Origin of the sequence: Halobacteriovorax sp. HFRX-2_2 (assembly GCF_043196705.1) — a bacterium.
Classification (GTDB): Bacteria; Bdellovibrionota; Bacteriovoracia; order Bacteriovoracales; family Bacteriovoracaceae; genus Halobacteriovorax_A.
This window is the reverse complement of the sequence record NZ_JBEBMT010000002.1, coordinates 669,092-682,522: the sequence shown is the minus strand read 5'-3', so window position 1 is coordinate 682,522 and position 13,431 is coordinate 669,092. Positions and strand designations below refer to the sequence as shown.

General features: G+C 37.7%; 15 protein-coding genes. 5 read left to right on the top strand and 10 right to left on the bottom strand.

Annotated features, from left to right (window positions below; genetic code table 11):
• Nucleotides 1–2: 2 nt before the first annotated feature.
• Complete coding sequence (locus ABMA79_RS08580; RefSeq protein ID WP_392859520.1) at nt 3–464, bottom strand: DUF4442 domain-containing protein; 462 nt, start codon at nt 462–464, stop codon at nt 3–5.
• Between the two features lie 40 nt (nt 465–504).
• Nucleotides 505–1,800, bottom strand: a complete 1,296-nt coding sequence (locus ABMA79_RS08575; RefSeq protein ID WP_393091852.1) for a sensor histidine kinase — start codon at nt 1,798–1,800, stop codon at nt 505–507.
• Between the two features lie 224 nt (nt 1,801–2,024).
• On the opposite strand from ABMA79_RS08575, the gene ABMA79_RS08570 reads away from it, so the two are divergent.
• Entirely contained in the window at nt 2,025–3,047 is a 1,023-nt protein-coding gene (locus tag ABMA79_RS08570) for a hypothetical protein (RefSeq protein WP_393091850.1), read from the top strand.
• A 191-nt stretch (nt 3,048–3,238) separates the two neighbouring features.
• The gene (locus ABMA79_RS08565) at nt 3,239–3,970 is read left to right on the top strand and encodes a hypothetical protein (RefSeq protein ID WP_393091848.1); all 732 of its coding nucleotides are present in this window, start codon (nt 3,239–3,241) and stop codon (nt 3,968–3,970) included.
• A gap of 5 nt (nt 3,971–3,975) precedes the next feature.
• Here ABMA79_RS08565 and ABMA79_RS08560 read toward each other — a convergent pair whose 3' ends face one another.
• Both ABMA79_RS08560 and ABMA79_RS08555 read right to left on the bottom strand, forming a co-directional pair.
• Nucleotides 3,976–5,022 (bottom strand): hypothetical protein, encoded by a 1,047-nt coding sequence (locus ABMA79_RS08560; RefSeq protein ID WP_393091846.1) that lies wholly within the window; start codon nt 5,020–5,022, stop codon nt 3,976–3,978.
• Nucleotides 5,023–5,159: 137 nt separating this feature from the next.
• Nucleotides 5,160–5,585: an OsmC family protein gene (locus ABMA79_RS08555; protein ID WP_392859513.1), complete on the bottom strand. Its 426-nt coding sequence runs from the start codon at nt 5,583–5,585 to the stop codon at nt 5,160–5,162.
• Nucleotides 5,586–5,805: 220 nt separating this feature from the next.
• Here ABMA79_RS08555 and hemN point away from each other — a divergent pair, with 220 nt between their 5' ends.
• A complete protein-coding gene (hemN, locus tag ABMA79_RS08550; protein WP_393091843.1) occupies nt 5,806–7,140 on the top strand; it encodes an oxygen-independent coproporphyrinogen III oxidase in 1,335 nt (444 codons plus the stop codon).
• On the opposite strand, the gene ABMA79_RS08545 is transcribed toward hemN, so the two are convergent.
• Entirely contained in the window at nt 7,135–7,911 is a 777-nt protein-coding gene (locus ABMA79_RS08545) for a ZIP family metal transporter (RefSeq protein ID WP_393091840.1), read from the bottom strand. The two genes, hemN and ABMA79_RS08545, sit on opposite strands and share 6 nt — an antisense overlap.
• Before the next feature lie 187 nt (nt 7,912–8,098).
• Here ABMA79_RS08545 and ABMA79_RS08540 point away from each other — a divergent pair, with 187 nt between their 5' ends.
• Entirely contained in the window at nt 8,099–8,284 is a 186-nt protein-coding gene (locus tag ABMA79_RS08540) for a hypothetical protein (protein ID WP_021268045.1), read from the top strand.
• A gap of 8 nt (nt 8,285–8,292) precedes the next feature.
• Here ABMA79_RS08540 and ABMA79_RS08535 read toward each other — a convergent pair whose 3' ends face one another.
• Complete coding sequence (locus ABMA79_RS08535) at nt 8,293–9,255, bottom strand: alpha/beta hydrolase fold domain-containing protein (protein ID WP_392859507.1); 963 nt, start codon at nt 9,253–9,255, stop codon at nt 8,293–8,295.
• Between the two features lie 235 nt (nt 9,256–9,490).
• On the opposite strand from ABMA79_RS08535, the gene ABMA79_RS08530 reads away from it, so the two are divergent.
• Nucleotides 9,491–10,018 (top strand): hypothetical protein, encoded by a 528-nt coding sequence (locus tag ABMA79_RS08530; protein ID WP_392859504.1) that lies wholly within the window; start codon nt 9,491–9,493, stop codon nt 10,016–10,018.
• A 99-nt stretch (nt 10,019–10,117) separates the two neighbouring features.
• On the opposite strand, the gene ahpF is transcribed toward ABMA79_RS08530, so the two are convergent.
• The 4 genes from ahpF to ABMA79_RS08510 form a co-directional block, all read right to left on the bottom strand.
• Nucleotides 10,118–11,668 (bottom strand): alkyl hydroperoxide reductase subunit F, encoded by a 1,551-nt coding sequence (ahpF, locus tag ABMA79_RS08525; RefSeq protein ID WP_393091838.1) that lies wholly within the window; start codon nt 11,666–11,668, stop codon nt 10,118–10,120.
• Nucleotides 11,669–11,741: 73 nt separating this feature from the next.
• A complete protein-coding gene (gene ahpC, locus ABMA79_RS08520) occupies nt 11,742–12,308 on the bottom strand; it encodes an alkyl hydroperoxide reductase subunit C (RefSeq protein ID WP_392859499.1) in 567 nt (188 codons plus the stop codon).
• 170 nt (nt 12,309–12,478) lie between these two features.
• Complete coding sequence (locus tag ABMA79_RS08515) at nt 12,479–13,105, bottom strand: carbonic anhydrase (protein ID WP_392859497.1); 627 nt, start codon at nt 13,103–13,105, stop codon at nt 12,479–12,481.
• 57 nt (nt 13,106–13,162) lie between these two features.
• On the bottom strand, nt 13,163–13,431 hold a 269-nt coding region (locus ABMA79_RS08510), incomplete at its 5' end, for a manganese efflux pump (protein WP_393091835.1).

Sequence of the window (13,431 nt, the reverse complement as noted above, 5' to 3'; positions counted from 1 at the left end):
AATTATTTCTTTCGACGAACGTAGAGAGTTTTTTTGACTCTTGCCACTTGCTTTCCGCCTTTGTCATAAATATAAGTTTCAAAAACAGGATGAACTCTTCTTTCTTCACTGGCCTGCTTTTTTATTCTCTCGACTTCTTCCAGGCTAATTTCAAATTCGGCCTTAACAACACCTTTGCCAGGACTCAAAAAGTCGATCTCTGCAGACTTGTCCCAAATGATATGATCTTTTCCAAGATGAAAACTCAATAGTAACATATAGAAGGGGTCACACATTGAGTATAAGCTGCCCCCAAAGTGAACTCCAACATAATTAGTATTAAGAAATGTTTGTTTCATTTGCACACAGATCTTTGTGCGTTCATCATTGATAGATAAGACTTTAATTCCTGCACCCAGGTAAGGTGGCCAAAACTTAAGTAATTTAATGGCCTTTTCTGGTGGTATTCTTTGCCAAAAGCTCATGGCGAAACCTTTAAGATTCAAAAGATTAATAAAGTATTTATTATATCATTGGAAATTTCAAAGTCACGCGAGAGCCACGATTTGGCATATTTTCGATAAAGAGAGCAGCACCGTGCTTTTTAAGAAAAGAGTGAACGAGTTTTAAACCAATGCCAGTTCCTTTCTCTCCCTTTGTCCCCTGCTTTACATGGAATGTCTGTCCACTTTGAATCCCATCAATAACAATATCAGGAACCCCTTCTCCTTCATCACAAATTTGAATTGCATAGCCATCTGAGACAGCGCCCTTGACAACAATTTTCTTTCCTTCAGGAGAGAATTTAATAGCATTCGATATAATATTACGAACACAAGTTTCAATCATATTACTATCGTGATTGAAGATATAATCCTCTAAATCAACTTCAATTTCGAGATCCTTGGTTTGAGCTAACTCATAGGCAAACTCAACAGCACTCGTTATCGTATCCTTTATATTGAGCTCTTTTGGAGTATAGCCTAGGCTTTCATTACTCGTTAGCGCCCAAGCAAGAAGATCCTTTAAGAGCGAATCTGTTTTCTTCGCCGATTTGATAATGCGCTCTTGGTAAAGTTTAATACGCTCAACTGACAGCTCTTCATTCCTTTTTGAAACAAGAGAAGCTGACGAGAGAATAACTTGTAATGGACTCTTTAAGTCGTGAGCAATCGTTGAAATAACATCGTCTTTTGTTTTATTAAGTTCTTCAAGACGGCGGTTAGAAATATAAAATAACCTCCATGCTCTGTTAAACATTGACCTGAAGGCAAATAGGACAATATTTAGCGATAAGAGAATAAAGATTTTATAGAAGTGCTTCTTAAGATCAAGAGACTCGTTAAGAATAGGAATAATCATAAAGAGAGCAAAAAGAAGTGCACAGTTAACGATAATGCCATTTAGTCTTCCAGGTAGCATGACATAGAATGAAGTGGTCATGATCATAATACCAGCAAGTAGTGTCGTACTAGTTCCCATAATCATAAATGTCATTAGTGCAACAATGACTACGGAAACGAGCTTAATAAAGAATAAGTGTGTTTCAATTTTGTCACTATAATCACTCTTTCTAAAAGCAACGAAGAAGCCAAGCCCATAAGCAACAAGTAGAGATCTAAAGAAAGTCAGAATATTTGGTGATCCAAAAGTATAGGCACGTTGATAGTCAGCAAGTATTCCAGCAAATAAGAGCAGGATACAGCAGACTAAATACGACAAGAGTGTATATGTTCGATCCTTTGGCCAAGACGTTTGAAGATAATTTCTCTCTTCAGTACGCGACTTAAACTCCCCAAAGGAATTGATTAGGGCTTCCAATAGTTAATCCTTTAAATTTTAAATACGTAAACAATTAGTCTTTACTATATTTATCCAAGAGATTCGAGAAAAAAATTGTGATGTGAAAATTTACAATCTTGCAAAGCCCGTAAAAACAAGCACTTAAAAACTCAAACAAATGATTATTATGTTTTAGCTTTGGACGGCCTAGGGAAATCTTTCAATTTACCAGAGTGGCCCATACGCACGTGATATTTATAAATATGAACAAAATCACCCCTCTACTTATTACTTTATTTGCCTTAAACACCTCAGCAAGCGACATCAAGTCCAGACTGCTAGACTTTCATCAGATTCAAGAAGAGTTAGAATGTAGTCGTGAATACAAATTCGTTGCTTCAGTATTTAAAGTAAAGAAGAGAGAATCCATTAGCTGCAGCGATGTTGATTGGGCCGAAAATGCCCTAAGCAAGGTTGCGAATCTTAAGCCTGATGCACCAATGGTTAACTTGGAATTACTTGCTAGGGATAATGGAGCGTCATTTGATATTGGAGAAACAGTACGTATCCCTCTTCATCTAACATTTACCAATCAATGGGGACAAGTCTTTAACTCATACACAATTGGAACTGATGCAATCCTCTACCATGAGTACTCTCATGCCATATTTGGAAAGAGAATTGGGACACAATTCTATCCGAAGCTTAAGGCCTTAGCAGAAAGGCTATCGCGTTTTAAAGTTAGTCGCCAAAAAGCATACGCTGAAGGAAACCCAAGAAATGTGGTTGAATTCTATACAAAGCAAATCGAGTCCATTGAGGCGAGAATAAAAACTCATAATGAGCTTGAAAAATACCATCTTTCATCTTCATATAACGAGCTCTTTGCTGATCTCATGGCCGTTCTTGTAACAAATAACCGCAATGCCATCTTTAATGCTCTCTACTATGACGAGATGACAGACGACGCCTATCAGCTAATTAAACTCAGGTCATTTGAGGATCAAAATACAAAGTATGATAATCGCGGACTCTATGAAGAACATGGTGAGCTGGCCCTAGTTCGCCAATATATTGGAGAAGAGATTCTTCCTAAAATTTTCAAAAAGGAAAACGAAGAAGAACTTAAGAAAGAATTAATAAAAATCGTCCTGGACTCAATTGAATCTCAAATGGATAAGAGGATTAGAAAGGCCGCTTTTAAAACATCTCCTATGCATAGCAACACTGCTCTGATTGAGGAGATAAAGCAGCGATATCTTAGCAAAACTGATTCTGTTGACTGAGTAGAAGATAAAACCTAAAATTAATCGAGAGCGACTGAGTCAACTAGAGGTGAATCATAAGCGTCGATTTATTCAAATACTTTTATCCAAATTCCGTAAATGATGAGAACGAACTTCAAGCTATTGATAAGCGCTACGAAGCTCGCTTAATCGTTTTTACGTTAGTTTCGATAATATTTATTTTCTTTCTAATGATTGGTGTCTTCTCCTATAATGTTGGAATTACGAGCCAATACAATCTTCCCTTTTTGATCTTTATCCCAACTGCATCATACACCCTCTTCTTTTATAAGAGGTACGATAACCCACTTCTGTTTAAGGTCCTAATCCTTGGCCTAAGCTATATAATTATCAATTTAAGGGCCTTTGAGCTTCAATCTCATGCTGGCTCACTAGTCCCATGGATGCTCGTGATCTTTGCCCTGATCTCATATACCGTTTCATTTCGAGTCGGTTTTGGAGGAATACTCCTAAACTCTATCGCCATAATTTATAACTCATATATGGGGCATAGCTTTTCTGGAATTCTCGATAAAGAACTCCAAGTTATTGTTAACCAAGGGATTCCCATTTTTCTTTTTTCTTTAGTGGTCTATTACAAACATGTCGTTGACCGCGAAAAGTCTAAGGAGCTTAAACGATTTCAAAAACGTGATGCCATTTCAAAAATGATTATCACCTTATCTCATGAGATAAATAACCCTCTTACAGTTTCAAAATTGTGCTTAAGTAGATTAAAGAGAAATTATGATAACGATACATTAAATCGTTGTGAAAAGAATCTCGATCGTATCTCCAAGATCACTCACTTTATTAAAGATATCCAGGACTTTAAAGAAGTCGATTACGGAACAAATAGCAAGATGTACGACCTTTACGAGGCCATAAAAAGCCACGAAAGGTCAATCGATGACGTCCTTTAATAACCTCAATTCTCAAGAATCGAAGTCAGATATACTAAATCATAATATGAGGCCAAGAATAGGTCAGGATCTCTATCCGCAAGTCCTTTATAATACTTGAGGGTTTCTTCTTTTCCATCTTTGAAGTATTTTGCAAAACCTTGAAAGCTTCGTGAGTTTATCGAATGATGTTCAACAATAGTTGCCGATAACTTAAGGGTTTCATTAAGATCGTATTTTAAAACATCCTTGTTGTAATTCTCAATTTCTCTTTGAGCAGCAATGAGAACAGGTGAAAGAAAGTAGACACCTCCCCCTTGCTTGACGACTTCACCGGCAAACGGACTCACTTTATCACTTGCAAGATAAGGCCCCATATACTTACTATAAGTCTTTCTAAGAAGTGCTCTATTGATCCCTATGCGCTTTAATCCTTTCTTTTGTGCCATGAGGAATAAGGCATTCACCTCAGCAAATGATTCTGATTGATGAACTCCATGACCACTAGGTGGTGCTTGATAATTCTCAGGAAGATAAATATCGTCCAGACAATGCGACAATTCATGGTAGAGAGAATAGTAGTGTAACTCCTCTAATGAGAATATTTTTTCAAATTGTGAAAAGTCAAAGTTCTCATACACATCAACTTCATCACTATGGCCGAGAACCCTTCTTACTTCGCTTGGTAGATCATTCACTACTCCATTTGGAAATACGGCACAGAATTTAAATTCATTGCTCCATCCTCCTTTCATGAAAGGAAGGGCCGATGCTGAACCATTTAAGATACCAAAATATGGAATGAGATTAATCGCCTCATTTCGCTCTAATTCGATATTAAATTTTTGAAGCATATATACGCTTAAAAGCTTAATTTGCTCTTCTTCACTATGGCCTTTAAGCAAAGGGATCACTTCACTCTTATCGAAGATAACAATTGGATAGTCTTTTATATTCCCGTATTCAGCATTTAAGACTTTTATCTCTGACGATAGATCAGTCGCTAAATCGCTGGCAAAAGCACTCGAAACGAGCAAGCAAGAGAGTGCAATCTTATCGAATAATTTCTTCATTTTTTGGCCTTGTTAAATTTTATGCATTTAACCATACCCAAGCTCATCGCTGGGGTTAAACAGTGGTTTTTACAAGGCCGTCGATAAATTAGACATTCTACAAGTGGGGTATTCCCCCACTTATAGATGAGGTGTAACTAGGCTACTTTAATTTTAGGATTTAGCGTGAATTTACAATTCATTGAATTTGTAACCAGGCATTTGTGTTGAGTCTCTTCTAATAATTTTAGATAATCCTCAACGTTCTCCTTACCATGGACAACAAGATTTGGTTGAATCTCTACCGTTGTAAAAGTGAGCTTTCCATCCTTTCTTTCTAGCTTAGCATCTGCTTTAACATCAAGTGTTTCCCAATCCATTTTTCTTGCTTGGGCCAATGCCTTGAAGCTAAGTAGGTAGCAACTTGAAATACTAGCTGAGAATAGGTCTTCTGGAGACCACTCTCCTTCTGGCCCTTTAAACTCGGGAGGTGCCGTCGCTTCCAAATTCTGTTTTCCTTTAGAAGAAATTTTCATTCTTCCATCATTTCTTTCGCCGTGGGTGTTGGTACTGTAGATACTCATATATACTCCAATGTTCTCGTTATTTTGCTATCTTAAGGGTTTTTGTAGTCCAGCAGCTTTAAAGAAATCCTTATTTTTGTTTAATAACTAAAACAAGGCCATAATCTTTAAAGCTTGAAAGAACACAAAACAGATTCAACTTGCAATTCAAGTAAAACCTAAGCTACATCATCTTTTTTTTGCTCCAATTCTTCTAAGATTGCCCTTAGGAGATAAAAAGATGATTAAAGACAGTCTTGTTCAAAAATATAATGTACCAGTACCTCGCTACACTAGCTTTCCAGCTGTTCCCTATTGGACGGGGGCACCATCACAAGAGATGTGGTTTGAGCACCTTAAAGAAGGCCATAGTAAGTCACAAGGTGTAGAGCTTTATATCCACGTGCCTTTTTGTGAAAAGCTTTGTTACTACTGCGGTTGTCACCGAGTTATTTCTAAAAATAAAAATCGTGGTGTTGAATATGTTGATTTTTTACTAAGAGAGTGGGAACTCTACCGGGAGCAAATGGGAGATATTAAGATCTCATCAATTCACCTTGGTGGTGGAACTCCTAATTTTTTAAACGAAGAGGCCTTTTCAACACTATTAGATAAGCTAAAGGAATCAATTGATTCTAAAGATTTTAAAGGTTCAATTGAAATTGATCCTCGTACTTGTTCAAAGTCACAATTAGACCTTTATAAGAAATTGGGATTTAGTCGTCTCTCAATGGGAATTCAAGATTTTGATCCTACTGTTCAAGAAGCAATCGGCCGCGTACAGCCTTTCGATAATGTAAAAGAGCTTGTGGACTACTGTCGAGAAATAGGAATAGATGATATCAATTTTGATTTAATCTATGGGCTGCCTTTTCAAACACTAGAGTCTGTTGAAGAAACAATAGAAAAGGTCATCTCACTTAAACCACTACAAATTGCTTTCTACAGCTATGCTCACCTTCCATCTAAAATAAAAAATCAGAAGCTGATTCCTGAAGAAGCTCTACCAGAAGGAGCGAAAAAAAGAGCATTATACGAACACGGCAAGAGTTTACTTGAAAAGCATTCATATAAAGAAATTGGCCTCGATCACTTTGCCAAGTCAAATTCACAACTCTACCAAGCAAAACAAGAAGGTAAACTGAGACGAAACTTTATGGGGCACACTCATAAGAGCTCTCCGATTATTATCGGCCTAGGTTGTTCTTCAATTTCATCATCTGCTAAGAGCTTTGTGCAAAATGAAAAGGATGTGAAAGCGTATTATGAATCAATCAGCAATAGGAAACTTGCTATTACTGCTGGTCATATTCACTCTCAAGAAGATATCGCCGTTGAAGAAATTTTACAAAATTTCTTTGCGACAAATAGTGTTTCAAATAAAGCATGGCAGGGCCTAAAGAATGCTTCACTTATTAGTCATAAGATTTGCGAGCTTGAAGAAGATGGCCTTATTACAAGTAGTGATAAGATTATTGTCACAGAAGAAGGCAGGCCATTTATGAGAAATATAGCGAGCATTTTTGATCATCATTTGATGAAGGCAAAGCAAAATAGTGGATCACGTGCTCTATAGATAAAAATCTATTGCAAGCATTGTCATCACACCAATAATTACGCCAAGAGTTGCATTTCTCTCATGCCCTTGCCTAAAAAGCTCGGGTAGCATCTCTTGGCAAATTACAAATAACATTGTTCCTGCAGCAAACCCCAGTGCAAGAGGAAGGCTTTGTGCAGATACACTAGTTGCTAAATATCCGATACCTGCAGCAATTGGTTCAACAAGGCCAGAAAGTAAGGCCATTAAAAAAGCACGATTCCTAGTTGCTCCTTCATTTAAAATTCCAAATGCCACGACCAAACCCTCTGGGATATTTTGTAATGCTATCGCAATTGCGAGGGCCATCCCACCAGTATGATTTCCACCACCGAATCCCACACCAACAGCTAGGCCCTCAGGTATATTATGTAACGCAATGGCCAGAGTGATTAACATAACCCGACTTAGTTTTCGCTCGTGACCACCAAGCTCCATATCGTTTTTCTTATTAAGATGTTTATGAGGAATAAGATCATGAACAAAAATAATAAACACATAACCTAAGAATAAACTTAAAAGAAATATAGGCATTGCCATCGTGGCCGAATACAAACTCTTAGCTTCTTGCATCCCAGGAATGATAAGAGAGACAAATGATGCAACTAACATAATCCCAGCACTAAAGCCCATTGCAATATCAAGCATCTCTTTTGAATATTGCTTTTTCAAATAAATAGGTAATGCTCCAATTCCAGTAGCTAGGCCCGCAATAAGAACCCCAGATATGGCCATGTAATTAGTGCTCATAGACTCTCCTCTCCCCCTTTTTTAGAGGGAATAATTAGATTCTACGCCACTTCTGTATTTGATAAAATTCGATTAAGGATAAGAGCTGATAGGTATTAGCTATCAATGATAAAGGTTTGATAATTTGCATATTTTTCCAAACTAATAGATAATTTAAGTCACACAACACACAATATAGGGAGAATACATGAGTCAATTGACGCCACAACAAAAAGAAGAATTACTTGCAGAAATCACACTTCTAGAAGGGCAACTTACTGGAAATATGATGGAAGATATGGATATTCGTGGCAGAATTCACAATATTAAAATGAAACTTGATGGCGTAAAACCACCTGAAAGCTTTATCGACTGCATCGGTTGTGGTTCATAGAGAAATCTTCAACGATCAAATTCACTCTTTAGTAAAAAGATAATCTGATTAATAGCAAATCTAGATTCCCTAAGATGAGGCATCTCTATAAATCCATGCATCATCTTGGGGTATTCAAAGTAGCGATAAGGCCTACTACCTTCTTTCAAACGATTTTTTAATTCCTTCGCATCCGGATGTAAAATATCGTGAGTACCTGTAAAGATATTAATCTCAGGAAGATCATCAAGCTCTCCTCTTAATGGACTTATACGATAATCATCCCCAGGTAAATCATCTGCAAATATTTGTCCTAACTCTCTAATCCCCTTTCGATCCAAAACCATTTCATGCTCATCAAAGTCTTCAATCTCAGGGTTACTCATGGTGATATCAAGCCACGGTGAAAGGAGTATAATTGAAGAAGGAAGTGAATACTTTTCATTTCTCATTTGCTCACAAAGCGCAAGTGCAAGACAACCTCCCGCTGCATCTCCCATGACAACGATATTTTCAGCACCAACTCTTTGCGCTGTCTTCTCAAAAGATTCTCTAATCATCGAAAGAGCATCTAAGACGCTTCCATGAGGAACCAAGGGATAGTCAGGAACAATAATTTCGATATCTATATTTCGCATCAACTGTGTGAGCAAGTGGAATTGGCCAACATTCATATTATAAATAAATGCTCCGCCGTGAATATAAAAAACTGTTTTTGCACACTCCTTACCCATTGGCCTAAATTGGAAGAGGTTGCGATTTTGTATCTGCATACAGTGAATATCAAATTCATGATAGAAAGCACGAGGTATACTCGTTTCATTTGGAATGGGATCTTCTTTCTTCTTTTCAACAATCTTAGAAAAGATCTTTCTAAGTTGTAGAATTCTAAGACTTCCCTTTGAGACAAATGAGCCAAAGCTTTCTTCACCTTTGTAACGAAATTCAGTCTCAATTGGATAGCGATCTTTTTTTAGTGCTTTATTTCCCATAGAGCTAATATCGGAGCTCTTAGAACTGGGCCACAGATAAGAATGGCCAAATTCTTTTTAACCAGTTTTAAGACTCAATGCAACACTATTCACAGAACTCCACAAAACACTAATATTTCAAAAATATTGTCCTTAAACTAAGTAAATTATATCTAGTGTCACAACTTACAAAACACAATGTTTTGTCAATTTTAACCCGCTGTACTATGTAGAGTAGTAACTTAGGAGCTTATCTATGAAAACTTTATCGCTAATTGTTTTATCAATGTTAATTCCTGCTTTTGCTAACGCAAATGCTCCAGAGCTAAAGAGCTACTTTAATGATCTAAGAAATGACTACAAGCTCTTCAAAGACTGTAACCTCTATGACATTTACGACAACCAGGACATTAATGCAGGAGATGATGCCTACAAGTGCTACGAGTTTAAGGTAACAAAGATAACATTTAAAGTTGCTGAGATCTTAGGTGGAGATATTGAGCTTATTAATATCCATGATGACACAAGCTTTGATATGAAGTTCACTTTGGCAAAGGCACTTCGCTCAAAGGATTATATGGGTGGACGCTACACTTCACCAGATGGTGAGTACGGATCATCAACAGGTTTTAAAAATGCATACAAGGTTGGAAACCTCTACCTTTTTCAATACGAATCTGCTGGTGGAGAATGGGATAATATGCACCTAACAACGAAGTACTTTCTACTTAATAAGGACGGCGAGTTACTTGGAAGATATAGCGTAAGTGCTTCAATCGATTAATGAATCTAAAATTTAAAAAGCCCCTCACGCATGAGTAGAAGATGAGGGGCCCCTAGATTTCTCTAGATTATTTATGTAACGCAGAGAGAGTTGTTGCGTTTACACAAGCATTAAATCTTCAAAGGCAGTTAGGCCTGCTTTGGCCCCTTCTCCCATTGCTATAATAATCTGCTTATACGGAACAATTGTTACGTCTCCAGCAGCATAAATTCCCTTCTCACTTGTACGGCATTTATCCGACACAATAATCTCGCCAAATTTATTCTTTTCAACAAGCTCCCCAAGGAAGCCACTATTTGGCACAAGTCCGATTTGAACAAAGACGCCATCTAGGTCGACTTTCGTCATCTCACCAGTTGCACGATCCTCATACTCAAGACCGATAACTTTTTCGCCGTCACCAACGACCTTATCTGTTCGTGCATTTTTAACGATAGTTACATTTGGTAGAGACTCAAGCTTCTTAACAAGAACAGAGTCCGCTTTAAGTTCGGGTGCAAACTCAAAGAGTGTCACTGACTTTACGATACCAGCAAGGTCAATGGCCGCTTCAACACCAGAGTTTCCACCACCAACAACACTAATATCTTTACCTTTATAATAAGGGCCATCACAGTGTGGGCAATAAGCAACACCACGACCGATATACTCTTTCTCACCGTCAACACCAAGCTCACGCCATTTTGCTCCTGTTGCAATAATGAGAGCTTTTGTTTGGACAGTTTCCCCACTATTTAAAAATAGAGTCTTAACATCACCGTTTTCAATATTTTCAACACGACGATGCTCGAGTGTTTTAATATCATACTGTGACATATGTTCATTAAGGGCCGCAGATAAGTGTGGGCCTTCTGTATATGGAATCGAGATAAAGTTTTCGATGCCCTTAGTATCTTGCATCTGACCGCCGACGCGATCAGTGATTACAGCTGTCTTAAGCCCTTTACGAGCTGTGTAGATTGCAGATGAGACACCAGCAGGACCTCCTCCAATAACGATAACATCGTATAGACCTAAGTCTTTTGCTTCGCCAGAAGACTGTGTGTCTTCTTTTCCAAAGCGTGCTTCTAGCTTTTCTAGTAAATCAACAAGTGAAGACTTTCCAGAGTGAACTAAGTCATCACCATCAATCACACTTGGGACTCCCTGAATCTTAAGTCTAGCAATTTCATCTTGATCAAACTCTCCATCAACCATTTCGTGAGTGAAGTCGTCTTTAAAGATGGCCATGAGATTAAGTGCTTGTACGATATCAGGGCAATTCTCACATGAGAGAGAAATATATGTTTTAAGGCCTATCTCACCTTTTAAAGCTTTAATTCGATTAATAATCATCTCATCAGGAAGCTTCCCTTTAAGATCACTATTTAGGATAGCAAGAATTAGTGATGTAAATTCATGTCCACCTGGAATACCAGAAAATTTGATTCCATTCGCCTTGCCATTTACATGAATTTCAAAATGTGGGTAATCGTAATTTTGTCCGCTAGACTTTGCCACAATCTTTGGAGAAGTAGTCGCGATGCTCTCAAGCATCTCAACAAGCTCCTGTTGTTTAGCATGACTTGATTCATTGTAAACAAGCCCAATCTCACTCTCCAGTTGAGCGTAGACAGACTTTAATTGTTCAATGATTCCACTATCTAACATAATTACTCCAATAAAATTCTAGGACAGGCCCAAGCGATAAAGCCTGGGCCCAAAATATCGTTGAGGATAAATCTTAGATTTTTCCTACAAGGTCTAAACCTGGCTTAAGTGTTTCAGCACCTGGCTTCCACTTAGCTGGACATACTTCGTCTGGGTGCTCAGCAATGAATTGCGCAGCTTGAACTTTTCTCATAAGTTCATCAGCATTACGTCCGATTCCATTGTCGTGAATTTCAGCAAGTTTAATTTCACCAGCTGGATTGATTAGGAAAGTTCCTCTATAAGCAAGACCTTCTTCTTCAATATGAACACCAAACGCTCTTGTTAGTTGACCTGTTGGGTCTGCAAGCATAGGGTACTTAATTTTCTTGATTGTATCTGAAGTGTCATGCCAAGCTTTATGTGTGAAGTGAGTATCTGTTGATACAGAGTAAACCTCTACACCCATTTTTTGGAATTCTTCATACTTATCTGCCATGTCACCTAGTTCAGTAGGACATACGAATGTAAAGTCTGCTGGGTAGAAGAAAAGGATCGACCATTTACCTTCTAGATCATTAGCTGTAACTGTTTTGAATTCTTCATTGTGATAAGCTTGCACATTGAAGTCTTGTACTTTTGTGTTGATTAAAGTTTGCACTATTCATCTCCTTTAGAAGTTTTAATAAGTGATATTCTACTTATAAGATTCTTCCATCAGAGGTGATTTTAATCTAATATTTATTATCTAATGCTTGATAGATGTCACCTATGATACCGCGAGGCACCATAGGCTTGTATATGACTGTAATTAATGAAAACTTAATTCATTTAGTCGAGATGATAGATTTCCATGATATTTTCTAGAGTTTTTTCAAAGTCAATCTTGAGATCTTTAAGTTCTCCAGTGTGAACATCAAAAACCCAGCCGTAAACTTTTAGGCCTCTTTCACGATTTGCTTTTTGTACGGCAGCTGTCTTAATAGCATTAATACATTGCTCTTGAACATTTAACTCAACTAGTCGCTCATAGCGCTTGTCTTCGTCTTCAATTGCATTAAGTTCTGTCTTGTGAGTACGATAAACATCGCGAATATTTCTAAGCCATGGGTTTAGAATTCCAAGGTCTTGGCTTTCCATTGCGGCCTTAACACCACCACACCCGTAGTGCCCACAAACGATAATATGATCGACTTTTAAGTGATCAACTGCGTAGTTTAGAACACTCATGACATTTAGGTCGATACTGATAACCATATTGGCGATATTTCTGTGAACGAAGATCTCACCTGGTCCGGCACCCATTACTTCTTCGGCCGTAACACGAGAGTCAGAGCATCCGATATAAAGAAAATTAGGGTTTTGTCCTGCCCCTAATTTGTCGAAGTATTTTTCGTCTTGTTTAAGCTTTGAATCAACCCATTCTTTGTTATTTTCAAAAATCTTTTTGATATCCATATAATTCACCTATGTTATTTTTTGCAAAATCATAAGTGAATAAATTGAATTTGCCAATTATAGGCCTTCGAGTAGGAATTTCACCGCAAGGCTTTGTAAAATAATCGCGGCAATGATGCTAAAAACTGGTCCTAACTTATCAGAAGCGCGTTTAGCAATGCTCATTCCCACTATTGTCGAACAAAACGCCCAAACACCAATTGAAGTAATGTATGGAGTCAGCACTTTACCCGATGCGCCAATTGTCACACCAACAGCAAATGCGTCAAGGCTTGTGGCAAATGAAACCAGGATCACTTTTAATAAGCTATGAAACTGCTTCGGCA